The 26,019-nt window shown below is 64.5% G+C and carries 20 protein-coding genes and 1 pseudogene; 9 read left to right on the top strand and 12 right to left on the bottom strand.

All coding sequences use genetic code 11. The annotated features are described in order from the left end of the window. Positions 1 to 71 precede the first annotated feature (71 nt). From prmC to hemA, 3 genes are read right to left on the bottom strand one after another with little or no spacing between them, the layout of a single operon-like run. The gene (prmC, locus tag PCA20602_RS17850) at positions 72 to 965 is read right to left on the bottom strand and encodes a peptide chain release factor N(5)-glutamine methyltransferase (protein ID WP_150722384.1); all 894 of its coding nucleotides are present in this window, start codon (positions 963 to 965) and stop codon (positions 72 to 74) included. Next, positions 965 to 2,047 carry a peptide chain release factor 1 gene (gene prfA / locus PCA20602_RS17845; RefSeq protein ID WP_150722383.1) on the bottom strand — a complete coding sequence of 361 codons (1,083 nt, stop codon included), beginning with the start codon at positions 2,045 to 2,047 and terminating at the stop codon, positions 965 to 967. The genes prmC and prfA overlap by 1 nt, the downstream gene beginning before the upstream one ends. After that, positions 2,048 to 3,334, bottom strand: coding sequence for a glutamyl-tRNA reductase (gene hemA / locus PCA20602_RS17840; RefSeq protein WP_069343472.1), 1,287 nt, complete (start codon positions 3,332 to 3,334; stop codon positions 2,048 to 2,050). It lies immediately after the preceding gene. A 307-nt stretch (positions 3,335 to 3,641) separates the two neighbouring features. Here hemA and PCA20602_RS17835 point away from each other — a divergent pair, with 307 nt between their 5' ends. Next, the gene (locus PCA20602_RS17835; protein ID WP_150722382.1) at positions 3,642 to 3,899 is read left to right on the top strand and encodes a GlsB/YeaQ/YmgE family stress response membrane protein; all 258 of its coding nucleotides are present in this window, start codon (positions 3,642 to 3,644) and stop codon (positions 3,897 to 3,899) included. A 423-nt stretch (positions 3,900 to 4,322) separates the two neighbouring features. After that, positions 4,323 to 5,819: an MDR family MFS transporter gene (locus PCA20602_RS17830; protein WP_150722381.1), complete on the top strand. Its 1,497-nt coding sequence runs from the start codon at positions 4,323 to 4,325 to the stop codon at positions 5,817 to 5,819. Between the two features lie 152 nt (positions 5,820 to 5,971). Here PCA20602_RS17830 and PCA20602_RS17825 read toward each other — a convergent pair whose 3' ends face one another. Then, entirely contained in the window at positions 5,972 to 8,380 is a 2,409-nt protein-coding gene (locus PCA20602_RS17825) for a penicillin acylase family protein (RefSeq protein WP_217432461.1), read from the bottom strand. Positions 8,381 to 8,843: 463 nt separating this feature from the next. On the opposite strand from PCA20602_RS17825, the pseudogene PCA20602_RS26075 reads away from it, so the two are divergent. Beyond that, positions 8,844 to 9,218, top strand: a pseudogene (locus PCA20602_RS26075) (GtrA family protein); the annotation flags it as partial. Here the strand turns inward: PCA20602_RS26075 and PCA20602_RS17815 are convergent. The 3 genes from PCA20602_RS17815 to PCA20602_RS17805 all read right to left on the bottom strand — a co-directional run bounded on the left by PCA20602_RS17815 (position 9,163) and on the right by PCA20602_RS17805 (position 13,312). After that, positions 9,163 to 10,338 (bottom strand): glycosyltransferase family 2 protein, encoded by a 1,176-nt coding sequence (locus tag PCA20602_RS17815; protein WP_150722379.1) that lies wholly within the window; start codon positions 10,336 to 10,338, stop codon positions 9,163 to 9,165. The pseudogene PCA20602_RS26075 and the gene PCA20602_RS17815 sit on opposite strands and share 56 nt — an antisense overlap. 5 nt (positions 10,339 to 10,343) lie before the next feature. Further along, positions 10,344 to 11,669 carry a glycosyltransferase family 87 protein gene (locus PCA20602_RS17810; protein WP_150722378.1) on the bottom strand — a complete coding sequence of 442 codons (1,326 nt, stop codon included), beginning with the start codon at positions 11,667 to 11,669 and terminating at the stop codon, positions 10,344 to 10,346. 290 nt (positions 11,670 to 11,959) lie between these two features. Then, positions 11,960 to 13,312, bottom strand: a complete 1,353-nt coding sequence (locus PCA20602_RS17805) for an SLC13 family permease (RefSeq protein ID WP_174981286.1) — start codon at positions 13,310 to 13,312, stop codon at positions 11,960 to 11,962. 256 nt (positions 13,313 to 13,568) lie between these two features. On the opposite strand from PCA20602_RS17805, the gene PCA20602_RS17800 reads away from it, so the two are divergent. Further along, positions 13,569 to 14,225, top strand: coding sequence for a GntR family transcriptional regulator (locus tag PCA20602_RS17800; protein WP_150722376.1), 657 nt, complete (start codon positions 13,569 to 13,571; stop codon positions 14,223 to 14,225). A gap of 170 nt (positions 14,226 to 14,395) precedes the next feature. On the opposite strand, the gene ychF is transcribed toward PCA20602_RS17800, so the two are convergent. Both ychF and ypfJ read right to left on the bottom strand, forming a co-directional pair. Beyond that, positions 14,396 to 15,490: a redox-regulated ATPase YchF gene (ychF, locus tag PCA20602_RS17795; protein WP_150722375.1), complete on the bottom strand. Its 1,095-nt coding sequence runs from the start codon at positions 15,488 to 15,490 to the stop codon at positions 14,396 to 14,398. A 235-nt stretch (positions 15,491 to 15,725) separates the two neighbouring features. Then, positions 15,726 to 16,595 (bottom strand): KPN_02809 family neutral zinc metallopeptidase, encoded by an 870-nt coding sequence (ypfJ, locus tag PCA20602_RS17790; RefSeq protein ID WP_150722374.1) that lies wholly within the window; start codon positions 16,593 to 16,595, stop codon positions 15,726 to 15,728. Between the two features lie 225 nt (positions 16,596 to 16,820). Here ypfJ and PCA20602_RS17785 point away from each other — a divergent pair, with 225 nt between their 5' ends. From PCA20602_RS17785 to PCA20602_RS17775, 3 genes are all read left to right on the top strand, one after another. Beyond that, positions 16,821 to 18,008: a UbiH/UbiF family hydroxylase gene (locus tag PCA20602_RS17785; RefSeq protein ID WP_150722373.1), complete on the top strand. Its 1,188-nt coding sequence runs from the start codon at positions 16,821 to 16,823 to the stop codon at positions 18,006 to 18,008. 87 nt (positions 18,009 to 18,095) lie between these two features. Beyond that, a complete protein-coding gene (locus PCA20602_RS17780; RefSeq protein WP_150722372.1) occupies positions 18,096 to 18,857 on the top strand; it encodes a DsbC family protein in 762 nt (253 codons plus the stop codon). A gap of 91 nt (positions 18,858 to 18,948) precedes the next feature. Continuing rightward, a complete protein-coding gene (locus PCA20602_RS17775) occupies positions 18,949 to 20,763 on the top strand; it encodes a M61 family metallopeptidase (protein WP_150722371.1) in 1,815 nt (604 codons plus the stop codon). 49 nt (positions 20,764 to 20,812) lie between these two features. Here PCA20602_RS17775 and PCA20602_RS17770 read toward each other — a convergent pair whose 3' ends face one another. After that, positions 20,813 to 21,751: a LysR family transcriptional regulator gene (locus PCA20602_RS17770; protein WP_150722370.1), complete on the bottom strand. Its 939-nt coding sequence runs from the start codon at positions 21,749 to 21,751 to the stop codon at positions 20,813 to 20,815. 225 nt (positions 21,752 to 21,976) lie between these two features. Here PCA20602_RS17770 and PCA20602_RS17765 point away from each other — a divergent pair, with 225 nt between their 5' ends. Together PCA20602_RS17765 and PCA20602_RS17760 are read left to right on the top strand one after the other, a co-directional pair. Next, complete coding sequence (locus tag PCA20602_RS17765; protein ID WP_150722369.1) at positions 21,977 to 22,576, top strand: FMN-dependent NADH-azoreductase; 600 nt, start codon at positions 21,977 to 21,979, stop codon at positions 22,574 to 22,576. 35 nt (positions 22,577 to 22,611) lie between these two features. Next, positions 22,612 to 23,529: a pirin-like C-terminal cupin domain-containing protein gene (locus tag PCA20602_RS17760; RefSeq protein WP_150722368.1), complete on the top strand. Its 918-nt coding sequence runs from the start codon at positions 22,612 to 22,614 to the stop codon at positions 23,527 to 23,529. A 1-nt stretch (position 23,530) separates the two neighbouring features. Here the strand turns inward: PCA20602_RS17760 and PCA20602_RS17755 are convergent, their stop codons facing one another. Beyond that, on the bottom strand, positions 23,531 to 24,748 hold the full coding sequence (locus PCA20602_RS17755) for a trypsin-like serine peptidase (RefSeq protein WP_150722367.1): 1,218 nt from the start codon (positions 24,746 to 24,748) through the stop codon (positions 23,531 to 23,533). After that, a complete protein-coding gene (locus tag PCA20602_RS25695; protein WP_174981283.1) occupies positions 24,745 to 25,887 on the bottom strand; it encodes a hypothetical protein in 1,143 nt (380 codons plus the stop codon). Before PCA20602_RS25695 ends, PCA20602_RS17755 begins: the two co-directional genes overlap by 4 nt. Positions 25,888 to 26,019 lie beyond the last annotated feature (132 nt).

Raw genomic sequence — 26,019 nt, 5'->3', positions numbered from 1 at the left:
GGTTTTCGGGCGGGTCCGTCGGACGCCGCTCGGCCGCCCTTTCGGACACCGTCTGCCCGATGCTCAGACGCTCAGACCCGCCGGCCGCCCGTGGTGCGCTCGATCCCGGCGAGATCGCGCTCGGACATCACGTCCGCGAAGCCTGCCGCCGAGCAAAGCGCGCGGACGTCCGCCGCCTGGTGGTAGCCGTGCTCGCACAGCAGCCAGCTATCGGGCAGCAGCCGTGACGGCGCCCCGGCGACGATGACGCGCAGCGCGGCCAGACCATCGGCATGATCGGTGAGGGCGTCGACCGGTTCGAAGCGCAGGTCGCCCTGTGAGAGATGTTCGTCGCCCGACACGATATAAGGCGGATTGGAGACGATGATGTCGAACGGTGCATACCCGTCGCCATCCGCAGGCAGCGCCGCGTACCAGTCGCTTTCGAGAAACTCGACGCGCGTCTCCAGCCCGAGCTGCCGGGCGTTCTCCCGGGCGACATCGAGGGCATCGCCCGAGCGGTCGACGGCAGTGACCTGCGCATCCGGACGGCGATGCGCAATGGCCAACGCGATGGCGCCGCTGCCGGTCCCCAGATCGAGCACGCGCGGTGCGCGGCGCGATTCGATGCGCGAGAGCGCCAGTTCCACGAGCAGTTCCGTTTCCGGCCGGGGGATGAGCACTGACGGACTCACCGTCAGCGTCAGCCCGAAGAATTCCCGTGTGCCGGTGAGGTAGGCGATGGGTTCGCCTGCCACGCGACGCATGTGCAGCGCCCGGTAGACGGCGACCGTCTCGGGGGCGAGCGGCTCGCGGTCGCGGGTGATCAGTTGGGTGCGGGTCCAGCCGAGCACGTGGGAGAGCAGAATGCGCGACTCCGCCGGCGGAAGCCCCGGCTCACGCAGCAGCGACGCGACCGTGGCAATGCCTGTCTGACCGTTCTCGCCAACGTTTGCGTCGGTCGCTTCAGCCGCGCCCGACGCCATCAGGCCGCCTCGCCCAGCGACGCCAGCAATTCCGCCTGATGCTCGGTCACCAGCGCGTTGATCATCTCGTCGAGATCCCCGTCCATGATGTATTCGAGCTTGTAGAGCGTGAGGTTGATGCGGTGATCCGTCATCCGCCCCTGCGGGAAGTTGTACGTGCGAATGCGCTCGGAGCGGTCGCCCGAGCCGATCAGGCTCTTGCGCGTGGCCGCTTCCTTGGCTTGCTGGGCACGGAGCTGGGCGTCCTTGATACGCGCCGCGAGCACCTTGAGCGCCTTGTCCTTGTTGCGATGCTGCGAGCGGTCGTCCTGACATTCCACGACGATGCCCGTGGGCAAGTGCGTGATGCGCACGGCCGAGTCCGTCTTGTTGACGTGCTGGCCGCCCGCCCCCGACGCACGGAACGTGTCGATGCGGATGTCTGCCGGGTTGATTTCGACGTCGGCGACATCGTCGGCTTCGGGCATCACGGCCACGGTACAGGCGGACGTATGAATACGCCCCTGCGTTTCCGTGGCGGGCACGCGCTGCACGCGATGCCCTCCCGATTCGAACTTCAGCCGCGAATACGCGCCCTGACCGATCAGCCGGACGATCACTTCCTTGTAACCGCCCAGATCCGACTCGCTGGCCGACATGATCTCCACCTGCCAGCGTTGGCGCTCCGCGTAGCGCGTGTACATGCGCAGCAGATCGCCCGCGAACAGCGCCGATTCGTCGCCGCCGGTGCCGGCACGGATTTCCAGATAGATGTTGCGATCGTCGTTCGGGTCGCGCGGCAGCAGCATGCGCTGCAACGTGCCTTCCATGTCGTCCATGCGGGCGCGGGCATTCATGGCCTCGTCTTCGGCGAACTCGCGCATTTCCGGATCGGCCGCCATTTCCTGCGCTGCCGTGACATCGTTCTGCGCCTGACGATACTGTTGATATTGCGCGACGACCGGCGCCAGCTCGGCGTGTTCGCGCGTGAGCTTGCGGTAGTTGTCCAGGTCGCGGGTAACGTCGCCCTGGCTCAATAGGCCATCAAGCTCGACCAGACGTTGCGTCAATTGGTCGAGCTTGGCTTGCATGCTCGCTTTCATCTATTTGTCGGCGGATCCCGAGGTGCGGAACAGTTCGGGAATGAGGTGAATGATTTGCTCGCGCGAATCGCCGCGCGCCGTATTCAGCGCGTGGGTCGGGCCGTGCAGGAATTTCTTGGTGAGGGACTGGGACAGGGCTTCGAGCACGGCGGCAGGGTCGTCGCCACGCGCGAGCATGCGCTGCGCACGCTCGAGTTCGGCCACGCGCATGGCCTCGGCGGTGCCGTGGATATCGCGAATGACCGGCACAACGCTGCGGGCGTCGAGCCATTGCATGAAGTGCTGCACGCGCGTCTCGATGATCGCCTCGGCCTGTGCGACGGCTGCCTGACGCAGGGCATTGCCCTCGCGCACGACAGCACCGAGATCGTCGACGGTGTACAGGAAGACGTCGGCCAGACGACCGACTTCCGGTTCGATATCGCGCGGCACGGCCAGATCGACCATGAACATCGGCTTGTGCTTGCGCGCCTTGATGGCGCGCTCGACGGCGCCCAGACCGATCAGCGGCAGCGTACTCGCCGTGCACGACACGACGATGTCGAACTCATGCAGACGTTGCGGCAACTCCGACAGGCGGATCGCCGTGCCGCCCAGACGCTCGGCAAGCTTCTCGCCGCGCTCGGCCGTCCGGTTGGCGATGTAGAGGGCTTTCGGATTCTGTGCAGCGAAGTGCGTGGCGCACAGGTCGATCATCTCGCCTGCGCCGATGAACAGCACCTTTTGCGTGCTGATGCTTTCGAAAATGCGTTGTGCCAGACGTACCGCCGCGGCGGCCATCGATACCGAATGCGCACCGATCTCGGTCTGGCCGCGCACTTCCTTGGCGACCGCGAACGTGCGCTGGAAAAGCTGATTCAGATAGGTGCCCAGGGCGCCGGCCTCGGCGGCGGTGCGCACGGCATCCTTCAACTGTCCGAGGATCTGCGTTTCGCCGAGCACCATCGAGTCCAGACCGCTCGCCACGCGGAAGGCGTGACGCACGGCGTCGGACTGCGGCAGGGCATACAGATGGGGGGCGAGATCGCTGGCCGGAATGTTGTGGAACTGCGAGAGCCAGTGCACTGCGCGCTCACGGGCGGCGGCATCGTCGGTCACGCAGTAGATTTCGGTGCGATTGCACGTCGACAGAATGGCGGCCTCGGGGGCGCTCAACTTGCCGTTGCCGGTCCACAGACTCTTCAGGCCCGCCAGCGCCGGCTCGATGCGCTCGAACGGAAACGCCACCCGTTCGCGCAGCGAGACGGGCGCCGTGTGGTGGTTCAGGCCGAGAGCGAGCAGTTGCATGATGTGGGGGATCTGATAGCCCCTGATTATAGCGCGTCGACGCGATGCCGGTTTCATCGGCGCCGCGTACCCGTGCGTTGGGACAGCTTGCCCCATCATCGCGCAGCCGTCCGCTTTTGACAAATAGTCATCCCTTATACCGGGGATAGCGAGACGCAGTGCCCGGCGCGGCGGACGCACATTCTCCCTGGCATCTCAGGGAGATGGCGGCGGCACAGGCCCGGCGCGACAAGGGCTGGGGAGTGGGTGTGGACTGCCGGAAATCGGGGCTATACTGCGTTCGGGTTCCCGTCCTTGGAGGTACGTCATGGGCATCATCGGCACCATCGTCGTCGGTCTGATCGTCGGTCTCGTCGCGCGCGCCCTGCATCCTGGGCGGGACAGCATGGGCATCATCATGACCATCATCCTCGGCATTGCCGGCGCGCTGCTCGCCAGATATGTCGGTCAGTTCCTCCACCTCTACACCGAAGGCGAGTCGGCCGGCTGGGTCGCCTCGATCATCGGCGCGATCGTGCTGCTGGCGATCTACGGGGTCATCAAACGCAATCGCGGTACGGCTTAGGACGCGTCGGCGGCGCATCGGCACCGCCGCCCGTGAGGCTGCGACGATCGGCCGCAAGACCGTATCGGATTTCGGGACATTGAACGTCGCGCCGGTGCAACGCCGACGCGATGCGGTGGATTGCCCGCGATTTCATCGCCTCAAAACCTTCCAAAACCTGGAGGGCCGCAGGGTTTTGTTCGGCGAAAGTCACGCCCGGCAAGGCTTCGTTGAAGACCGTGATGGCCGACGGTGAGCGTCATACGCGTTTGGCCGCATTCGGCTATGCTTGACGCCATCGCCAGGCCCTAGTCGTCTTGACGACGCGTGCGGCGCCGCCGCCACGTTCGATCCCCGTCTTCCGCCATCTGGTGTGGCTGTTGCACCCGACAGGTCGCAGCGCCCCTCTCTTAAGTTGTTAAGCACCCCCACTTCAAAAAACACATGTCTGCGACACGCAATTCCATGCGGCCATTGATCGTGGCTTCCGTCATGGCGGCAACGTCTATGGTGGCCATCGAAGCGACGATCATCTCGACGGCCATGCCGCAAATCGTCGCCCAACTGGGCGGCCTGAATCTCTACAGCTGGGTCTTTTCCGCGTTTCTGCTCGCCCAGACGGCGATGACCGTGGTGTTCGGCAAGCTTGCCGACATCTATGGCCGCAAGCCGGTCATCCTCGTCGGTATTGCCGTCTTCCTGATTGCCTCGATCGGCGGCGGGCTTGCGTGGTCGATGCCGGCCATGATCGTCTTCCGTCTGTTGCAGGGCGTGGGGGCGGCATGTATCCAGCCGGTCAGTCTGGTGATCATTGCCGATCACTACCCGATCAGCGAGCGTGGCAAGGTGCAGGGCTATCTGGCGAGCGTGTGGGCCATTTCGGCCGTGCTCGGCCCGATGCTGGGCGGTCTCATCATTCGCGATCTGTCGTGGTCGTGGATCTTCTGGATCAATATTCCGATCGGCCTGCTGGCCGCTGCGGGTTTCATCGCCTACTTGCATGAAGAAGCGCCGCGTCAGCGTCCGAGCATCGACGTGATGGGCGCGGTGTACTTCACCATCGCGGTGGCCGGGCTGATGATCGCGCTGACCGACGCGAACTCGCTTACCGATACCCATGTCTGGGGTGGTGTGCTCGCCTGCGCATTCGCGTGCGTGCTGTTCGTCTGGCAGGAGCGTCGTGCCAAGGATCCGATGATCTCGTTTGCGCTGTGGAGCCGCCGTCCCATTGCGGCTGCCAATGCGGCGACGCTGCTCTCGGGCATGGTGCTCATGGGCCTGACGACGTTCCTGCCGATGTATGCGCAGGGTGTGCTGCGTCAGACGCCGGTCGTCGCCGGTATGGCGCTCACCATGATCATGGTCGGCTGGCCGATTGGCGCGACGCTCGCCGCCAAGACGTTCACGCGTTTTGGTCTGCGCCGCATTCTCGTGGGCGGGAGTTTGATCATGCCCGTGGGCGGTATCGTCTTCGCCTTGCTTGGGCCGAGCAGCTCGCCGCTGCTCGCGGGCTTTGGCTCCTTGCTGATGGGCTTCTCGATGGGCACCGGCAGCGTGAGTGCGCTCGTGCTGATTCAGGAAATCGTCGATCCGTCGCAACGCGGCAGCGCTACGGCATCGAACATTTTCTCGCGTAACCTCGGCAGCACGCTCGGGGCGACGCTCTTCGGCGCGGTACTCAACTTCGGCCTCACGCATTCGAGCGGTCTCGCGCCGGTTACGTCCGATCAACTGCGTCACGTGCTCGAAGATCGCGGCGTGTCGACGATTGCCGATCAGGCGATTCGCGCGGTGCTGCAACATTCGCTGCACCTCACGTTCCTGTCGATCCTGGCAATCTCCATCGGTGTCGTGCTGCTGCTTCTGCTGGTGCCGACCAACGCCGTGGACTCGCGCACGATCAAGCGCGATAAAGCGGAGTTCGTGCCCGGCGGGCATTGACCGATGCGGCGGTGAAGTATCCGCGGCGCGCGCTTTCATGCCGCCGACGGGCAACGTTGCCTTCGAAGCAGCCGGTTGGGTATTCCAACCGGCTGTTTTCGTTTCGGGGGGCTGCAAGCGATGCGCGCGTCACACGCGCACCGCCGCCACACTCAACGCGACGCCGCCGGTACCAGATGCAGCCGAGACTCCGTGGCCGCCTCCACCGCAGCCCGGGAGTAGGGCAGCGTGAAGTATTCGCCGTCGAGCCATTTCTGCGCCAGATCGCGATAGTGCGGACTGTCGGGATTGCCCGATTCGCCCGGGAGGTTCATCGCGCGGGTGTTGTCCCAGTTGCCGACGTCGACCACGATGCGGAACGACGGGCCATTCGTCTGACGGAAATCGCTCACGCGATAGGTCGACTGGTTCGGCGTGAACGGGCTGCCGCCTTTCGGGAGCGGACCGACATTGAGCTTGGCGCGCATCTCGGCGTCGACGGCATCGGCGAGCGGATGAGCGTTCAGGTTGGTCTGGAGCTTGCCCCACTGCCATGCGCCGGGGTCGGCCCCCTGTAACTTGACCATCTCGCCCCACGCTTCGCCCAGACTCGATAGCAGGACGGCATCGCGTTTTGCGTTGGCATTCTCGCCGAAGCGTGCCGCAGGCTGTTCCAGCGCATCGAGCATAGGGGCCGGGTCCGGGGCACCGAAGGTGTCTGCCGCCGATTTGGGCAGCACGGCATTCTTGTAGGCGCGCCCAAGATGGCGGCTGAACCAGACTTCCTCGAGCGCGGCTTGCGCCGAGTCGGCCCCCATGTGGGCGTCCCAACCCTTGAGAAGTCTGAGCGCAGCCGACGTCTGCGGATCGTCGCTCGACAGCGGCGCGAGGAGCGCCATCAGACGCCGCGCCGGTATCGACACGATGTCGTTTTGCAAACGCTCCGAATCCTCCAGCGAGACCTTGTCCTTCGCCTTCAACACCTCGTCGATGCGGGCGTGACGCGAGCCGTTGGTCCATTCGAAGCCGAGCTTGCGTTGGGCGTACGGATAGCCCGCCGGCATGTTCATTTCGTTGGACGTCGTGAAATAGCCGCTTGCCGGGTTGTACGCCGAGGGCAACTGATCGCGACGCCAGAAGCCGGCCCACTCGTAGCGTCCGTCGCCCGGTACCGGCATCAGACCATCCCAGTTGGGACGGATCGGCGCCATGCCGCTCGGCACCCAGCCGATGTTGCCGGAAGCGTCCGCATAGACCTGATTGACGGTCGGGGCGCCCCACGTGTCGAGTGCCGTCTGGAATTGCGCGTAGGTTTTCGCGCGCATGTAGCGCATGGCGTCGAAGTACGGCGACATGCCCGGTTCCAGCCATGCCGTGCGCACTGCATAGGCGCGATGTTTGGCCGCGTCGACGTAAATCACCGGTCCATGCTTCGTAAATTTGAGGTCGGTCTGCACCGGCGCGCCGTCGCGCACGTCGATCGTCTCGTGGACGGTTCGCATCGGCACCCATTTGCCCCGGTAGCGATACTGGTCGGGGTTGGCCGGATTCAGGTCGTAGACGTACAGGTCTTCCTGATCGATGTTGAAGATCGTGAGGCCGAAGGCGATGGTGCCGTTGTGCCCGATGGCAACGCCCGGAATGGCAGGCTCACCCGCACCGATCAGGTTGAGCGTGGGCGTGCTGACCTGCACGATGTAGCGCAGGCTCGGTGCCGCGTAAGCGCGGTGCGGATCGTTGGCCATGATGGCGCGGCCCGTCGTCGATTTTTGCGGCGAGATGACCCAGTTGTTGCTGCCTTCCGCCGATTCGGTGGAGACATCGTAAGGCCCGTTCTCCGCCAGTTGCACGATGTCCGCGTTGGCGTGTTGCAGGGAGTCTTTCGTGATCTTCACGCCTTGCGTCGCGAGATCGAAGACCTTGAGCAGATCGTCGGGCAGGCAGGGATCGAGCCCGTCGGGCACCTGCGTCTTCCATGTCGGTTGCAGGCCCACACGCACGCTATCTGCATCGAGCGACGCACGGCATACGACCTTGGCGCGCGCCACCTCGCTTTTCAGGTTGCGGGTCAGGCCGTGGCTGCGAATGCGCACGATGTCTTCGGCGGACCACTTCGCTGGCCAGTAACCGACTTTGCGGAACTCGTACGGCATCTGATCGGGATGCCTTGCCAGCCAGTCGATGTAGGCGTTCACGCCCGCGGCGAATGCCTCGGCGGCAGGCTTCGCGTCGGGGCCGTACCGCCGCCATTCCGTGGCCATGTCGCCCCGGTAGACGAAGCGGCGCGCGGCATCGTCCTGCGCGACATACGCGCGTCCGAACACTTCGGATAACTGGCCGAGTCCCCGGCGTCGCCAGAGATCGATCTGGAACAGACGATCGCGCGCGGCGTTGAAGCCCTGAACGAAGAAACCGTCGCGCTCGTTGGCCGCGAAAATGTGCGGCACGCCGTTGTGGTCGATGAGAATGTCGGCCGGTTGCGACAATCCTTCGACGGTGAGCGTTTGCGCGGCGGGGGCGGGCGCGGCGGACGAGGTTGAGGTGTTAGTCTCGGCAGCATGCAGTGACACACTCCACGTCATCACGGAAAAGACGGCAAAGACCAGAACGCTGGCGGCGTGGATGGCATTGGGGCGGTGCATCGGCTTCCTCCTGTGGATGTCGGACGTCGTCTCTTGTCTTGCGTTTGTCTTGGGCTTGATGCTCTCATCGCAAAGTACCTCGCAATCCTAGACGTCTCGCTCAGGCATGCAACCCATGCGCCGCGAAAATGGCATAAATTCTTATTCGTCCAGCGCTGACGGGGAGAGGCAGCGATGCTGCACTGCACACGTTTTCCGGATATCGTTGCCGGTGCCCGTATCGTCAGGCGAACCCGTAGCCTTGCGCCGATAGCCTCGATTGCTTGACCGACCCATCACCGACCCATCACCGACCCATCACCGACCCACAACCGACCCACAACCGACCCACAACCGACCCACAACCGACCCACAACCGACCCAATAACCTGCCTCGACTTCATTCGTCGCGGCCACCGAACCGATGCCGGATCTGCGTCAGACGTCCTCCTCAGATTCCACCACGCGAGCCCAACGCTGGCGCGCGTCGCCATATGTGCGCACGTTCGTCGTGCCGCTCATGCGTTTCGGGGTTTCCGGGGTGATCTCGACGGCGGTGCATGTGATCGTGGCGATCACGCTCATCGAGGCGTTCGGTGCGGGGTCGGTGCTGGCGAACGCGGTCGCTTTCTGCGTTGCGACACCGTGCTCTTACCTGCTCAACACGCTATGGAGCTTCTCGGCGCGCGTGCATCGCACGAGTCTCGCAAGGTTCCTGCCGGTGTCGATCTTCGGGCTGCTGCTCACGACGTTCGTCGCACGAACGGTCGAGCATCTGGGTGGCAACCATTGGATCGGGATCGCTGCGGTCGTGTTGATCGTGCCGCCGACGACTTTCCTGCTCCATCGCTATTGGACGTATCGAGGCGTGTGAGCACACGCATGCCGGCCCGCGACGGAAGATGACTCACCTTGACGCTCGACTGGTAGCGGCGTCGCACCAGATAGAGCGGACGGCCCTTCGATTCGTAATAGATGCGTCCGACGTATTCCCCGATCACCCCGATGCCCACGAGCTGAATCCCGCCGAGGAACAGAATGCCGACGAGCAGCGAGGCATAGCCGGGCACGTCCACGCCGTGAATGATGGTGCGTAGCGCAATGTAGCTGCCATAGGCCAGCGAGAGCAGCGCCAGCGAACCCCCGATGTAGGTCCAGCAGCGCAACGGCACGGTGCTGAAGCTGGTAATGCCTTCGAGCGCGAAATTCCACAGCCGCCAGCCGGAGAACTTCGACTCCCCCGCGCTGCGCGGATCGCGCACGTACTCCACGATCTCCGTGTGGAATCCGACCCAGGCAAACAGCCCTTTCATGAAGCGGCGGCGCTCGGGCAGTCGTTTGATCGCTGTTACGACGCGGCGGTCCATCAGCCGGAAATCGCCGACGTTCTCCGGCAGCTTCACCTCCGACAACCGGTTGTGAACGCGGTAGTACAGGCCTGCCGCCACCCGCTTGGCAACGCTGTCGCTCGCGCGATTGGTGCGTTTGGCGAGCACGACTTCCGCGCCGTCGCGCCAGCGTTCGATCATCACCGGGATGAGGGCGGGCGGGTCCTGCAAGTCGGCGTCGATGGGAATGACGGCGTCGCCCTGCGCTTCGTCGATGCCTGCGCTCAGGGCGGCTTCCTTGCCGAAGTTGCGCGTGAATTCGATGATGCGGATGCGTGTGTCCTTGCGTCGCAACGCGAGCAGGACGTTCAGGGTGTCGTCCGTACTGCCGTCGTTCACGCAGACCATCTCGAAGCGCACGTTCGCCACGCTGTCGAGCACAGGCGCGATGGCGCGGTAGAACTTGTCGAGCGCCGGGGCTTCGTTGTGACATGGCACGACGAGCGAGATCAGCGGCGCGCGGTAAGCCGCAGGCGAATCTGACGTATGTGACGTATGGGATGTGTCGGTACGAGCGGCGGCGCGGGGCATGGCGATTACCTCGTGAACGCAGGCGTGGTGACGGAGTTCCTCGGTGTTGCGGCGAGGTCACCGCGGTGCGCCTCGTTCGGTGTGTCGAACACGTCGGCCTCGGGCACATGCGCCAGACGGCGCCGACGACGCCACAGCATGGCAAGCGTGCCCAGCGTGATGAACGGCAGAAACTGGAAGCCGATCTGCAACGAGCCGAGCAGGCCGAGCGCGGGTGTGATCCATAGCAACACGAGCCATTCCCGTTCGCCGCGCAACCAGCCGCGCGCTGCGCCGTCGCGCACGTACCAGGCGATCACGAGCGCGAGGAGCGCGAGGTCGTAGTCGTAGAGGTATGGGCTGATGAGCGTGGTCGCGCAGACCAGCGTGGCCGCGCGTAACGCGAACACCCCCGGACGTCGCCAGAAGTCGATCAGCACGGCGAGCGCCCCCAACGCCACGATGCCATGGACGACGGCAGAGACTTCCACGGAGGCACCGAGCATGCGGGCGGTGACGAAAAACGTCGGCACCCGAGCAATTTGCGCCGTGCCGTTGACGATGCTCTGCCGCGCGAACTCGGAGGCGTGCAGAAAGGTGACGTAGACGTCGATGCCGAAGACCGCGGCGGCGAGTGCCGTCGTGCCGATGACCGTCACGATGCATGCGGCCAGCGCACGCCACTCGCGGGCGCAGAGAAACGCGAGCGGAAAGAGCAGGGCGACATGCGGCTTGACGAAGAGCAGCCCGGCGAGCACGCCAGCCCAGACGGGACGCTTGCGCAGCAGCACGAGCGAGAAGCCCGCGAGCGCCGTCGTATAGAGCGCGATCTGCCCCGCGATGACGACGAGCAGCACGCCGGGAAAACCGAGTATGGGCAGACGTGCATTGCGCCAGGGGGCGGTGCGTCGCAGTGCGGTGTAGTACAGACCCAGCCCGATCAGTGCGTACAGCGTGTACGCATAGGTGAAGGAGAGCAGGGCAACGGGGGCGAGAAACACCATCATCACCGGCGGATACAACCACGGCAACACGCCGCCGATCTTGTCGGCCCACGGTTGCTCCGCGATCTGCACTTTCGACATCAGATCGACGTTATAGGCGTCGAGCGGATGTCCTTGCAGTACGAAATGCGAGGCGCCCCAGAACGGCAGGAAGTCGAGCCCGATGGGGCTGATGGTCGGCGTGCCGGACAGCGCGTACCGGTAGCCCCAGATGAGCAGCACGGCGAAAGCCAGCACGAGGCCGACGCCGCTATACAGACGAATGCGTGCCGGATCGTCGGACCAGTGGCGCCGCGTGGGCAGCGTGTCCGGAGTGATTTTGGTGACAGCCGACGACTTCGATGTCATGCAAGACCCTCCCCTTAGCTGCATGAAACGGCGTTGCCCGACTACGGTGACTGCATTTGGCGTGTGGTGTGTCGCGTCTGATGTCTTGTCTTGCTAACGATTGTCGCGGTACGCGGGCGATGGCCTCAAGCAGGGCATTCCCGATACGGTTTCATATTAGACGAGACGCGTTGCCAAAAGATCAGGGATCGACCGCTGCTGTGTACGCCCGATGGTATCCCGCCCGGGATATCGCAAACCAGCGTTTGAAATGATGTCTCGGACAGGGGCAGCCGTTGGACGCCGAAAACTTAGAAAAGCCGAAGCATTCCGGTGACATGCCACCAGAGCGCCGTGAGCGGCACGACAGTGAGCAGTGCCACGCATGCCGTGGCGAGGCAGTAGCGGGTGGCGTCCCGAATGCCGATGCCTGCGAGCGCCATGGCCAGCACGAGCGGCGGCGCCTGATAAGGCAATGCGATGGTGGAGATGCCGATCGCCTGCGTCAACAAGACAGCCTTTAGGCCGAGCGGCGCCCCGGCGGCGAGCGCGGGCACGAGCGGGGTGTAGAGCGCGGGTGCGGCGTTCGAGGTGACGAGGAACGTCAACGCCATCGACAGCGCGACCAGCACCAGATAGGCGGGCATCGTCGACATTTGTGCCAGATCGAGACGCGCGAGCAGTGGGCGCAGGGCGTTGGCCAGTCCCGCATGATCGACGGCGGCCGTCAGTCCGATGATGGCGGCAACGAACCACAGCGGCGCGAGCTTGACCTGCTTGAGGAAGGCGTCCGGATTCACCAGACGCAGGGGTCCGAGGCACAGCAAAGCGATGCCCAGACCGACCCAGCCGGCGGCGACGTGGTGCCAGGGTTCCGTGAGCCAGAGCACGAGCATGAGCGCGAGGGCGGCGAGCAGCCGTTTTTCGTCCGCGCGCACCGGTGTCACGGACATGACGATGTCGGCTTTGTGAGCGACGTCGCGTGCTGTCAGGCGATCCGGGAAGAGCCACTTGGCGACGACGATGAGCACGATGCCGCGGACCACGGCGAGCGTGGGGACGAGTGCGACGGCGTATTCCCCGTAGCCGAGCCGCAGACCGAGCACGGTCTCGGCGGTGCCTGCCATCACGAGGTTCGGCAGGTTCGCCGGCAGGATGGCCGTCGACAGTTCGCAACTGGCCAGTGCGGTGGCGAGCATCAGGCCGTGACGGCCCGGACGTCCCTGCGTGAGACCGACGCGTTCGCAGAAGCTCAGGACGATGGGTGTGAGGATGGCGATCCGGCCGAGCGTGGAGGGCATCACGATGCCGAGGGCGAAAGCGATGGCGACGAAACCGGCGAGGGCGAGGCCATAAGCGTGGCCGCAGTGATCGGCCAGTCGCGACGCCACGCGCTCGCCCAGTCCGGTGACGTTCAATGCCATGCCGATCACGGCCCCGCTGAAGACGAGCCAGAACGCGCTCGACGTGAAGCCGGAAAAGACGACATCGGCGCCGAGCGAGGTGCACGTCGCGAGCAGGAACATCAGCAGCAGGGACACGAGGAAGTCCGGCAACCAGCCCGTGGCCCAGTAGCTCAGGCAAAGCAGGACGGCGACAGCGACGGTCAACGTGTCGCCGCGCAGCCCCGCAGCATACAGGCCGAGGCCGGCGGTAGCGCTCAATCCCGCGAGCAACGCGTGTTGCCATAGGCAATCAGCCCGGAATGCATCTGCGTTGGACACCGCGGCGGGCGGTGCGATGGGTGATTCGGACGGCGATGCGGCGGGTGAGGCGGCGGTTGAGGCGGCGGGGGAGGCGGCGGGGGAGGCGGGTGCGGCAGATGAAGGCGCGGAGTGGATCGGGGGCATTGGCGTCACCTCTCGTCAAATAATATATAATTTGACATGATTATATATAGTTAACTCGAAGAGGTGGCCGATGCGTCAGGAATCCGGGACCGGAACGGCGGTGGAGCGGACATACGAAGCGCTGCGCGAGCAGATCGGGCGTGGCGAACTGAAGCCGGGCGAGGCCTTGCGTCAGGACCATCTCGCGGCGGCGTTGGGCGTGAGCCATGTGCCGGTGCGCGAGGCGTTGACGATGCTGGCGGCGGACGGGCTGGCCGTGAGCCGAACGAATCGCGGCACCGTGGTGACGGCGCTCACCGAGGACGACGCCATCGAGCTGGCGGACTACCGGGCGTTGCTGGAGGGGCGTTTGATGGCGTTGGCGTTGCCGAATCTGTCGCGCGCGGACATTGCGCGAGCGCGGGCGGCGCTCGAAGCGCTGGAGGCGGCGACCGACCTGACGGACATCGTGACGCGCAACGCCGCTTTCCACGCCATGTTGTACGCGAAGGCGGAACGTCCGTACTTCCAGCGTGCGGTCGCGACGGCGCGTCTGAACCTCGGGCGCTATCTGTTCCTGACGTGGCAAAAAGCGGACAACGCAACGCGTTCACACGAAGAGCACCGCGAACTGCTGCGTCTGTGCGAGGCGGGCGACGACGCGGGCGCGGTCGCGCTAGTGGAGGCGCATAACCGGGCGACCGGCGAGCGGATCGCGCAGATCATTCGTGAGGGATGGGCGGGGTGATGTGGATCCCACCAATTTCAGGTGATAGACGACGGGGCGCCGGAGGAGGGGGAGTTCGAGCAATTAAATCTTCCCGTGCGCTCCTGTTTGATGTCGCCAAGCGAAGTTGACCGTCAAAAACAAAACACCCCGGCGCAGTGGCCGGGGTGTTTTGTTTGCGGAAGCGCGTGTCAGACGTTGAACAGGAAGTTCATCACGTCGCCGTCGTGCACCACGTATTCCTTGCCTTCGGCGCGCATCTTGCCGGCTTCCTTCGCGCCCTGCTCACCCTTGTACTGGATGTAGTCGTCGAACGCGATGGTCTGCGCGCGGATGAAGCCGCGCTCGAAGTCCGTGTGGATTACGCCGGCCGCTTGCGGGGCGGTGTCGCCCACGTGGATCGTCCATGCGCGCACTTCCTTCACGCCTGCCGTGAAGTACGTCTGCAAGCCCAGCAGCTTGAAGCCCGCGCGAATCACGCGGTCCAGGCCCGGTTCGTCCATGCCCATGTCGGCCAGGAATTCCGCCTTGTCGGCATCTTCCATATCCGCAATTTCCGCCTCGATAGCCGCGCACACGGCCACGACCGGCGCATTCTCGGCTTCGGCGTACTTGCGAACGGCGTCCAGATGCGGGTTGTTCTCGAAACCGTCGTCCTTCACGTTCGCGACATACATCGTCGGCTTGGCCGTGATCAGGCAGAACGGCTTGATCAGCGCGAGTTCGTCTTCCGTCAGCTTGAGCGAGCGCACCGGACGCGCTTCGTTCAGCACCGGCACCACCTTCTCCAGCACTGCCACCAGCTTCGCCGCTTCCTTGTCGTTGCCCGACCTGGCCGCCTTCGTATAGCGTTGCAGCGCCTTCTCGACAGTGCCCAGATCGGCCAGCGCCAGTTCGGTGTTGATCACCTCGATGTCCGAAATCGGATTCACCTTGCCGGCCACGTGGATGACGTTCTCGTCTTCGAAGCAACGCACCACGTGCGTGATGGCGTCCGTTTCGCGGATGTTGGCGAGGAACTGGTTGCCGAGCCCTTCACCCTTCGAGGCACCGGCCACCAGACCGGCGATGTCCACGAATTCGACCGTCGCCGGCATGATGCGCTCAGGCTTGACGATCTCGGCCAGCTTGCCCAGACGCGGGTCCGGCACTTCCACCACGCCGACGTTCGGCTCGATGGTGCAGAACGGATAGTTCTCGGCAGCAATGCCCGCTTTGGTCAGCGCGTTGAAAAGGGTCGACTTGCCGACGTTGGGCAAACCGACGATGCCGCATTTGAGGCTCATGCTAAATCCTGTCTGGCTTGAAAAGTGCGCGCCGACAAATGCACCGTGGGCGCCCTCGAACGGGCCAGTGTTTGCGTCGCGGAAAGTCCGCTATTGTACCCGTTCTGCCCCCAACAGCGCCGTTATCGGTCTGTGGCGGGGCGCCGTCGGCCAGCCAGCGGTCGGCGCGTCGGCCGTCGGCTCGCGCGGCTTCGGAGACCGGCAGCGGCGTCGCCGCTCGCGCGCCCGGGGCGCCTCAGCTCAACTGCTTCGCCGAAAAGGTGTCGCACTTGCGCATGTCGCCCGTTTGCAACCCCTGACGCAGCCAGTACACCCGCTGGGCGCTCGTGCCGTGCGTGAACGACTCCGGCACCACGCGGCCCTGCGACTGCTGCTGCAAGCGGTCGTCGCCAATGGCCGCCGCTGCTCGCAAGCCCTGCTCGACGTCCCCCGGCTCCAGCAACTGGTCGTTGGCCTTGGCCGCATTGTTCGCCCAGACCCCCGCGAAACAGTCGGCCTGCAACTCCAGCCGCACCGACAGCGCATTGGCCTGTGCTTCGCTTACGCGGCGTCGCGTTTCGTCGAACTTCTGGGAAATGCCGAGCAGATTCTGGATGTGATGGCCCACTTCGTGCGCGATGACATACGCCTGGGCGAAGTCGCCGCCCGCGCCGAAGCGTTGACGCAACTCGTCGTAGAACTGGAGGTCGATGTACACCTTGCTGTCGCCCGGGCAGTAGAACGGGCCCATTGCCGTCTGCCCGGTGCCGCAGGCCGTGGGCGTCGCGCCTGAGAACAGCACGAGTTTCGGCGCGACATACTGACGGTTGATCTGCTGCGGGAACACCGTCGTCCAGGTGCGCTCGATGTTGCCGAGCACCTTGCGGGTAAAGACCGCGTTCGGATCATTGGCGGGGGCGGCATTCGGGTTGGCGTGGGGCTGTTGCTGCGTCTGCCCCTGAATCATTTGCGAACCCTGGATGATGACGCGCGGGTCGATCCCGAAGAAATACGAGGCGGCGAGCGCCACGACGATCGTGCCGATGCCGATGGTCGTGCGTCCGCCAAATCCGCTGCCCCGGCGGTCTTCGACGTTCTGGCTATCCTGTTCGTTATCGAGGCGCATGGGGGGCTCCCTGTCTGATGGTGCGTGATGTTGCGTGGTGGTGCCTGATGTTGCGACGACCGATATGCGCCGAAGTATAGCGCCCGCAAACGAAGTGCGACGCTGTGTCCCATGGGCGCTCGTGGGGCAGGGCATCGCTCGTGCGGCCGCCGTGCGACAATACGTCATCTCGTTTTCTGAACCAGTCGGCTCGCGCGATTCAGGCGCTGGCGCTGCATTCGCCGCATGTCTCTAACGCATACCTCCAGCCAAACGCACGATGTCGTCGTCGTCGGTGGCGGTCTGGTCGGCAAGGCCGCCGCCTTGCTGCTCTCGCAGGCACGTCTGTCCGTCGCCTTGCTCGCTCAGCCCGCGGCATCGTCGCTGGCTTCGGGCGACCTGTGGGACGCCCGCATCTACTCCCTGTCATCAAGCTCGCAGGCGCTTTTCGAACGCATGCGTGTGTGGCAGGCGGTCGATCCCGCACGGGTGAATCCGGTCTACGACATGGAAGTGTTCGGCGACGAGCGCGGCAGTCTGCACTTCTCCGCCTATCAGGCGTCGGTGCCGCAACTGGCCTGGATCGCGGAATCGTCGAATCTCGAGCGCGCGCTCGACGCCGCGCTGCGCTTCTCCCCGCAAGTCCAATGGCTCGACGCACGCGCCGAAGCGCTCGAAGTCGATGCCGCAGCCGCGTCGGTCCGTCTGTCGGACGGCAAGACGCTGCGCGCCTCGCTCGTCGTGGGCGCGGACGGCGCGAATTCCTGGGTGCGCAGCACTGCCGGGCTGGACGGCTCGGTGCGTCCGTACGAACAACTCGGCGTGGTGTGCAACTTCCGCGCGGAGCGTCCCCATCGCGACACGGCGTTCCAATGGTTCCATGACGGCGAGATCATCGCGCTGCTGCCGCTGCCCGACCAGCACGTCTCGCTCGTCTGGTCCGCCGCCAACGATCACGCGAAGCATCTGCTGACGCTCGACCCCAAGGATCTCGCCGAACGCATCGGCACGTTCTCGCACGGTGAACTCGGACGTCTGACACCGGTCTCAGCCCGCGCCCAGGGATTCCCGCTCGTGCTCGCGCAGGCCAAGCGCCTGATCGCGCAGCGCGTGGCGCTGGTCGGCGACGCGGCGCACGTGGTGCACCCGCTCGCCGGGCAAGGCATGAATCTCGGACTTCGCGATGTGGCGTCGCTCGGCGACGCGCTCGCAGGTCGTGAATCGTTCCGCGATTGCGGCGACGCTGCGGTGCTGCGTCGCTATGAACGCGCTCGCAAGGAAGATATCGGCAGCATGGCGTTCACGACGGACGGCCTGCACAAGCTGTTCGCCACGAGCAGCCCGCTCGCGAAGTTCGCCCGCAATGCGGGCCTCGACAGCGTGAACATGCTGCCCTTCGTCAAGAAATTCCTGATCGGCCGCGCCCTGGGCTGACCCCTTCGGGCGCAAACACCGACGTCTCCGGTCATGACCGGAAGCACCGGCCGCGCCTCTCGATCGACACACTTCTGGAGATTTTCGATGTTGCAACGTTTTCGCGCCGCGGCGCTCGCCGGACTGGCCCTCGCCACCGTTTGTGCAGCGACTTTCTCGACGTCTGCCCTCGCACAAAGCAAGTCCGACGCCACGCTCGACCGCGTGAAGAGCGCTGTACAGACCACGCTCGGTACGGATGCCCCGGTCAAGTCGGTCGCGCGTACGCCGATCCCGGGCCTGTTCGAAGTGTCGGTCGGCGGCGCGATCATGTATGCCGACGAGAAGGCGCAGTACGTGATTCTCGGCGGTAACCTGATCGATACGAAAACGCGTCAGAACCTGACCGAAGCGCGTCAATCGGAACTCAACAAGATCGACTTCGCCAAGCTGCCGTTCGATCGCGCGTTCAAGTATGTGAAGGGCAACGGCAGCCGCAAGATCGCCGTCTTCTCGGACCCGAACTGCCCGTACTGCCAGCGCTTCGAAGAAACGCTGAAGAATTCGGTCGATAACATCACCGTCTACACCTTCCTGTACCCGGTGCTCGGCCCGGATTCGGACGCGAAGTCGAAAGCGATCTGGTGCGCGCCGGACCGTCTCAAGGCATGGCATGACTGGATGCTCGTCAAGAAGGCGCCGCCGACTCCGACGGCCAAGTGTGACGACAAGCCGGTCAAGGACAACTTCGCGCTGGGTCACCAGCTCAACATCACGGGCACGCCGACCATCATTCTGTCGGATGGCCGTCGTCTGCCGGGCGCCGTGCCTGCCGAAGAACTCGAAAAGGCGCTCGCCACCGTCAAGTAATCGCTGGACCGGGTCGGGCCGAGGCCTGACCCGGCCCACGACAAGACGAACGCAAGACGAACACCCGACGAACACAAGACGCCGTCATCTCATGAAAGCCACGTCCGCCCCATCTGCCGTCCGGTACGCGATCGTTCCGAAATCGCCCGCCGCCCATCTGTTCGAAGTGACCGTCACGGTCTCGAATCCCGCACCGGAAGGCCAGCGTTTCACGCTGCCGGCCTGGATTCCGGGCAGCTACATGGTGCGCGAGTTCGCCCGCAATATCGTGACGATCGGTGCGACGTGCCGAGGCCGCAAGATCGCACTCGACAAGCTCGACAAGCACACGTGGCAGGCCGCGCCGTGCAAGGGCACGCTGATCGTGACCTATGAGGTCTATGCGTGGGATCTGTCAGTGCGCGCCGCTCATCTGGACGACACTCACGGCTTCTTCAACGGCACCAGCGTGTTTCTTCGCGTGGAAGGACAGGAGCACGCGCCGTGCGAAGTGGACGTGTTGCGTCCGCGCGGCGCTGCATTCAAGGCGTGGCGTGTAGCCACCGCGCTGGCACCGGCAGAAGGCACGGCGGCGCTCGATTTCGGACGCTATCTGGCCGTCGATTACGACGAGCTGATCGATTCGCCGGTCGAGATGGGAACGTTCGTGCACGGTACGTTCAAGGCGTGTGGTGTGACGCATGAAGTCGCCATCACGGGGCCGGTGCCGAATCTCGATCTGGATCGCCTGCTGCGAGACATGAAGAAGATCTGTGAAGCGCAGATCCGTCTTTTCGAGCCGGGCGCCAGCTCGCGCTCGCGGGTGCCGATGTCGCGCTACGTCTTCCTGCTCATGACGGTCGGCGACGGCTACGGCGGTCTGGAGCACCGCGCGTCGACCGCGCTCCTGGCCAGCCGCAACGACCTGCCGGTGCAGGGGCAGGCGCGTATGAGCGATGCCTATCGTGGCTTCCTCGGTCTGGTGAGCCACGAGTACTTCCACACGTGGAACGTCAAGCGGATCAAGCCGGCGGTGTTCGCGCCGTACACGCTCGATCAGGAGAATTACACGCGTCTGCTGTGGCTGTTCGAAGGCTTCACGTCCTATTACGACGATCTGATGCTCGTGCGCAGTGGCGTGATCACCCCGGCGGCCTATTACGACCTCGTCGCCAAGACGGTCGCGAGCGTCTTGCGCGGTAGCGGACGTCTCAAGCAGACGGTGGCCGAAAGCTCGTTCGACGCGTGGACGAAGTATTACCGTCAGGACGAAAACGCACCCAACGCCATCGTCAGCTATTACACGAAGGGCTCGCTCGTCGCGCTCGCGCTGGACCTGACGATTCGCGCGCAAACGCGCGGTCAGAAGTCGCTCGACGATGTCATGCGCGCGCTGTGGCAACGCTACGGTCGCGATTTCTATCGCGGCACGCCGGTGGGCATGGCGGAAGATGCGGTCCAGCCGCTCTTCGAAGAGGTCTCCGGGCTCGATCTGTCGGAATTCTTCGCCACGGCGATTCACGGTACGCGCGATCTTCCGCTCGCTGCGTTGCTCGAACGTGTCGGACTGACGCTCGCACCGGTCACGCCCGAGAACGGACGCCCGGCGCTGGGCGCCAAGACGGGCAAGCGCGGTGACGAGGTCACGCTCGCGCAGGTGCTCGATGGTGGCGCGGCGCAAGCGGCGGGGTTGTCGGCGGGTGACTCGCTGGTCGCCATCGACGGGTTGCGTGTGACGTCGGGCAATCTCGACAAGTTGCTCGAACGCTATCGCCCGGGCGATCGGGTGACGGTGCATGCCTTCCGTCGCGACGAGTTGCGCGAGACGTCGCTCACGCTCGACACGCCGGAGATCTCGCAGTACCGCATCGCCGAGACGCGTGATCGGGCCGCCGCACAACGTCGCGAGAAATGGCTGACGGCCTGAAGTCGTCAGCGTGAATGAAAAACCTCGCGCTCACGCCGGGCGCGAGGTTTTAGCCCTCCGCCGGACCCGGCACCGACGGGTCACGGTTCTCTTCCGGGCAAGTCCGGGCGACGGCGAGCATGTGCTCGATGAACGCCTGCGTCTTGCGGGGGAGAAAGCGCCGGGACGGCGTGACCAGATGCACCGGACTCTCCGGCAGCGACCAGTCGGGCAGCACCTTGACCAGGCGTCCGGAGCGCAGCGCATCTTCGGCCAGAATATCCGTGAGCGCGGCGATGCCACTGCCCGCCAGCGCCATCTCCTTGACCATCCCCATGCTGTTGACCTGAATCGCGCCGTGCATGGTGATGTCCATGCGCTGACGTCCCTTGTGCAGCGTGTCGGAGTTGAACAGCCGTCGCGCGCCTTGCAGGATGATGAAGCGGTGCCCTGCCAGTTCGTCGGGCGTGGCGGGCAAGCCCGTTGCGCTCAGGTACAGCGGACTCGCGTACAGGCTACGCGTGAGCTTCAGAAGCGGACGCGCGACGAGCGTGGAGTCGGAGAGCTGGCCGGCACGAATGGCAACGTCCACCCGCTCGGCAATGAGATCGACGTGGCGTGAACTCAGATCCACGTCCACGGTGATTTCGGGAAACGCGGCGCAGAAAGTGGCGAGCGGCACGGCCAGCCACTGCGCGGCAAAGTCGGCGGGGGCGGTGATGCGCAGGCGTCCGCGCGGCTTGCTCGACATTTGCGACGCGAAGTCGCGCGTTTCTTCCACCTCTTCGAGAATCGGCAGGCAGCGCTCGTAATACGCTTCGCCGACTTCGGTCAGTTCGAGCCGCCGCGTCGTCTTGTGCAACAGCTTCGTGCCGAGGCGCGACTCCAGCCGCGACAGACGGCGGCTGACCGTCGCCTTGGGCAAGTCGAGGCGTTCGCCCGCCCGTGTAATGCTGCCCGAGCGCACGACTTCCGCGAAGATCAGCATGTCATTCAGATCGTCAATCATCGCGCGCGCTCCTCGGTGACGCGGTCATTCATCAAAATCACAGTCGACGGGCATTGTTCCAAAAAGGGAACAAACAATTCGATTTTACCGGCTTGTTTCATTTTTAGGGGTAACTAGAATTCATCCCAAGCCGACGCGTAATTCACGGCAACCCCGAATCGGGGGGCCTGGCGCGGACGCATTTTCGAACTTTCGGGACCCACCCCCGGCTCTGGAGCCAGTGAAATGACCACGATTCTGCAAATCAATTCCGCCGCCCGCTCGCAAGGCGCCAATTCGACCACGCTCGCCAACGAATCGGTGGCGCAATTGGTCGCCAAGAACCCCGGCGCAAAGGTTGTCGTGCGCGATCTGCTGGCCGATGGCGTGCCGCACCTCGACGAAGCCGTGATCGGCGCATTCTTCACGCCGGAAGAGCAACGCTCGGACGCGCAGAAGGCCATCATCGCCCGTAGCGACGAACTGATCGCCGAAATTCAGGCGGCCGACTACATCGTGTTCGGCGTGCCGCTCTACAACTTCCAGGTGCCGACGCAACTGAAGTCGTACTTCGACTGGATCGCCCGTGCCCGCGTGACCTTCCGTTATCGCGAAGACGGCAGCGTGGAAGGCCTGATCCAGGGCAAGAAGGTGATCGTTGCCTTCGCCCGTGGCGGCAACTACAAGGACACGCCGGCTGACAGCCAGACGCCGTACCTCAAGACGATTCTTGGCTTCCTCGGCATGACGGACGTGACGTTCATCTTCGCCGAAGGCCTGTCGCGTGGTCCGGAATCGGCTGCGGCCGCTTTCGCCGGCGCTCGCGAAGCCATCGCTGCGCTGTAATCGTTCAAGTCGTCTCTCGCACGCGCAGGCCCCCCATGGCCCATCCGACGCCGCTGCATCCGCGTCCGACGAAGCGTCCGGCGATGTCTGCCAACGCGAGTGCCATCCCGCGCGTGCTTCCCGTCTCCCGTCCCGGCCGATGTGCGGCCGCCGCGGGAGCGGGCGTTTTCGATCAGGTCGAGCACACGGATCCGTTCCTCTCGCTCGACATCTTCCGTCGTCACGGCGCGTGTATTCCTGCGCATCCGCATGCCGGGTGTGTGGTGGCGACGTATCTCTTTCCCGATTCCACGACCTCGCTGCGTTGCCGTCACGCCCACGGTGGCGATGACACGGTACGCCCCGGCGATCTGCTCTGGCTCGAAACCAACTGCGGCACGGTGCATGAAGAGGTGCCCGGAAGTGCCCGGGCATCGGTGCGCGGTGTGCGGATGGTCGTCAACCGTGCGGGATGTCATCCGCATGGGGCGCCGGTGCAGACATTAATCCGTGCCGAGGCGATGCCGCACTGGCGCGAGGGCGATGTCGAGCTGACGCTGATTTGCGGGCAATGGGGTGAGCGTCGGGTAGCGCGCGAGGACCGCGACGCTGACGGACGCATTACGTTGCTGCAACTCGACTGGCAGGCCGATGCGTTGCGCACGCTCGAGATTCCCTGCGACGGTCGTCGCTGGGTGGCACTGATTGCGCAAGGTGAAGCGGCAGTCGCCGGCCACGCGATGCGCGCGGAAGGCGGCGGTACCGAAGCGTTGTCGCTGCCCCCGGGCGTCTGGCAACTGGCCGGACGCAGCGGTGCGCGGCTGGTGCTCGCCGGCGGTGAGCCGCTAGGCGAACCGGTGGTGTATCGCGGCAACTTCGCCGCGCGCGACGAGGCGGATCTCGTCGCGCTGACACGTCGCTATCAGCAAGGCTCGATGGGGGCATTGGCCCCGCTGTGCGACGGGGAAGGGTAAGTCACTGCGTGACACCGGCGTCGGCAAGTGCCTTGCGGATGCGGTCGATCTTGATGGCGTTGTTGTACGTCGCTTTCTCCGTATCGCCGCCCACACCGCCGTAATGCAGCCCGACGATCATGCCGTCCGACAGGCGCACGATGGGTGAGCCTGAATTGCCCCCCCAAGTCGACGAGTCATACGAGAATTGCTGCGGATCGAGGCTGGGATTGACGAGCAGCATGCCCGGCGCGATGCGCTCTGCCGGAAAGGGCACCTGGCTGTCCGGGAGCTTGAACATCGTGTCGATCTGCTTATCTGACAGGTAAGTACAATCCTCGCCCGCTTCAGCCCCGGCACAACTCACGGGACGTGCCGGATAGCCGATTACGGCCACGCGGGAGCCTTCGGTCAGATTGAAGTTCGGCGCCATCGGGGCTGCGGGCGGGAGCGCATTGTCTTCGGTGCGCAGGATCGCGTAATCGTTGTTTTCCCCGTCTTCACCCACCGCTTCGATGGCCACGATGCGCACATCGTGCGGCGGCGTGCGCACAGTGCAACTCGAATACTCCAGCGGAAACGAGACGCGAAGCAACTGCTTGTCATACAGCCGCCACTTCCCCTGATTGTCGATGTACGCGTACTTTTGCAGTACGTGCCGATTCGTCAGAATGTGCGACTTGCCCACGACGAACGCGGTCGCGCCGACGCTCATGTATTGCGGTTTGGCGTCAGACGTCGGCTGGTAATACTGGAAGATCACGCCGACACTGCGTGCGACCGTGACGAGTGGAGACGCCACGTCGGTGATGTAGTCGCGCCAGCTGTTCCAGGCCGTCATCTTGTCGTCTGCCCACGGCCTGCCCGAGCACAGACCGTAGACGGGACGTGTCACGGCACGAATGGTTTCTGCCGTTGTCTTCAGCGCCTGAAGCGATATGGGCGTGTCGCCGTTCAATGCGCGCGTGGCGGCGGCAATGTTGTCCCGCGCCTGTCCGATGTCCTGCACCTTCGCCGAGACGGCCGTCGACTGGGCATTCCTCATCCACGCGGCCTGTTCTTTTTGCAGCGCCAGATCCTGCTGTTTCAACTGCGCTCTGACGTTAAGCGACTCGGCTTCCTGCAACGCCTGCGTGACGACCGGCGTGGCGGTGTTGATCGCCTGCGACTGCGCCGTGACCGATACGGCATAGCTCGCCAGCAGCGTGCTCGCCACGATCAAAAAGGCGGTTCGTTTCATTGTTTCCAGGCCCCCGGAACGGCGCGCACCGCCGCGTCGGCTGCGGCGTATTGCGTCTTGGCCTTGTCGAAGTCTTCCTTGAGTTCCTTGAAGAATTCAACGAGATCCGAAATCGACACATGCTTGTCGTTCACGAGTGTGACCAACTGCGCTTCGGCGTCGACGAGTTTGGCGCGCAATTCCACGGGTGACGGGCTGGCATGCAGGGCGTCGTATTCCGCGAGTTGCTCGTTCGCGAGCATGCCAAGTTCGCGGATGCGGATGTCGTCGTCTGCTGCCTTGATGCCCGCGGGCGTGAGCAGCAGTTTGCGGAAGGTCGCAAGCGGGCGTTGCAGCGAGGCGATCTGACGCCGATTCCACGCGCTGGCGATGGTCGACTCCCTGAAGTCGTTGTTCATCACCTCTTCGAACTTGGGATGGAACTCCTGCACATACTTGCCGAAGCGCTCCTTTGCCGCCATGTCGTTGTAGGCGGTCAGTCCCGTCTGGAACAGCGCAGCGAGCGCTTTGTATGCCGCGACTGCCGCCGGGATCGCCGCGGCAATCGCCTCGGACGACACTTCCGTCGACGGACGACCCTTATCCCACGCGATCAGGCGCTGTTTCAAATCGTCAGCGCACGCCTTCACCGCATTCTTGGGAATCGTGCCGTCGGGCAGGCCGGGCACCTTGAGGGGTTTGCGAAGCGCCTGGAATCTCGACCATTGGCCGCCAATGGAGTCATCGCCCTCGGCGAGCACCTGCTTGAGGCCGCCGGAGTATGCGGTGTCGAACGCTATGGCGGCGCGCTCGCGGACGAAGTCGTCGGTGCCGGCGCAGACGAAGCGGGAGAAGGAGCCGAGCGGGTCGTCGGCGTCGATGTCGAAGATGCGAATTTCGCCGGGCTTGATCCGATGCGTCTGCACGTAGTACTCGACAGCTTCGATGCGCCGCACGCGCGGGCGGGATTTCAGTTCGGTGTCGAAAGCGCCTGCGGACGCCTTGACCGCCGCGTCGAATCCGTCGGCGGCGCTTTGCAGCGTGTCTTTACTGCGGAACTGGATGGCAGAACATCCCGCAAGCGCGGCGATGGCCAGGACGACAACAAAAGACCGCGTGGCGGCAGCACACGCGGTGACAGCGACTCCCCGATTTGCCATCTCGAACCCCCGTACGAACAGGCAAACTGCGTTATGACGAACGTCTTCTGATAATTGTGATGCGCGGTGTGAACACTTGATCGGTGTCCAATCTGTGGCGCGGCGCCATCATGGCACGCGCACAGCGGCCAG

The organism is Pandoraea capi (assembly GCF_902459735.1).
Taxonomy (GTDB): domain Bacteria; phylum Pseudomonadota; class Gammaproteobacteria; order Burkholderiales; family Burkholderiaceae; genus Pandoraea; species Pandoraea capi.
Note: the sequence above shows the minus strand (reverse complement) of the source record. Positions and strands in the feature narration are given on the sequence as shown.

Coding starts and splice junctions, on each gene's coding strand:
- PCA20602_RS17810 (WP_150722378.1), bottom strand. CDS start 11,669: ATGACATCGAAGTCGTCGGCTGTCACCAAAATCACTCCGGACACGCTG.
- PCA20602_RS17780 (WP_150722372.1), top strand. CDS start 18,096: ATGTTGCAACGTTTTCGCGCCGCGGCGCTCGCCGGACTGGCCCTCGCC.
- PCA20602_RS17825 (WP_217432461.1), bottom strand. CDS start 8,380: ATGACGTGGAGTGTGTCACTGCATGCTGCCGAGACTAACACCTCAACC.
- PCA20602_RS17755 (WP_150722367.1), bottom strand. CDS start 24,748: ATGAAACGAACCGCCTTTTTGATCGTGGCGAGCACGCTGCTGGCGAGC.
- prmC (WP_150722384.1), bottom strand. CDS start 965: ATGGCGTCGGGCGCGGCTGAAGCGACCGACGCAAACGTTGGCGAGAAC.
- PCA20602_RS17775 (WP_150722371.1), top strand. CDS start 18,949: ATGAAAGCCACGTCCGCCCCATCTGCCGTCCGGTACGCGATCGTTCCG.
- PCA20602_RS17765 (WP_150722369.1), top strand. CDS start 21,977: ATGACCACGATTCTGCAAATCAATTCCGCCGCCCGCTCGCAAGGCGCC.
- PCA20602_RS17835 (WP_150722382.1), top strand. CDS start 3,642: ATGGGCATCATCGGCACCATCGTCGTCGGTCTGATCGTCGGTCTCGTC.
- hemA (WP_069343472.1), bottom strand. CDS start 3,334: ATGCAACTGCTCGCTCTCGGCCTGAACCACCACACGGCGCCCGTCTCG.
- PCA20602_RS25695 (WP_174981283.1), bottom strand. CDS start 25,887: ATGGCAAATCGGGGAGTCGCTGTCACCGCGTGTGCTGCCGCCACGCGG.
- PCA20602_RS17760 (WP_150722368.1), top strand. CDS start 22,612: ATGGCCCATCCGACGCCGCTGCATCCGCGTCCGACGAAGCGTCCGGCG.
- PCA20602_RS17815 (WP_150722379.1), bottom strand. CDS start 10,338: ATGCCCCGCGCCGCCGCTCGTACCGACACATCCCATACGTCACATACG.
- PCA20602_RS17830 (WP_150722381.1), top strand. CDS start 4,323: ATGTCTGCGACACGCAATTCCATGCGGCCATTGATCGTGGCTTCCGTC.
- ychF (WP_150722375.1), bottom strand. CDS start 15,490: ATGAGCCTCAAATGCGGCATCGTCGGTTTGCCCAACGTCGGCAAGTCG.
- prfA (WP_150722383.1), bottom strand. CDS start 2,047: ATGAAAGCGAGCATGCAAGCCAAGCTCGACCAATTGACGCAACGTCTG.
- PCA20602_RS17785 (WP_150722373.1), top strand. CDS start 16,821: ATGTCTCTAACGCATACCTCCAGCCAAACGCACGATGTCGTCGTCGTC.
- PCA20602_RS17800 (WP_150722376.1), top strand. CDS start 13,569: ATGCGTCAGGAATCCGGGACCGGAACGGCGGTGGAGCGGACATACGAA.
- PCA20602_RS17770 (WP_150722370.1), bottom strand. CDS start 21,751: ATGATTGACGATCTGAATGACATGCTGATCTTCGCGGAAGTCGTGCGC.
- ypfJ (WP_150722374.1), bottom strand. CDS start 16,595: ATGCGCCTCGATAACGAACAGGATAGCCAGAACGTCGAAGACCGCCGG.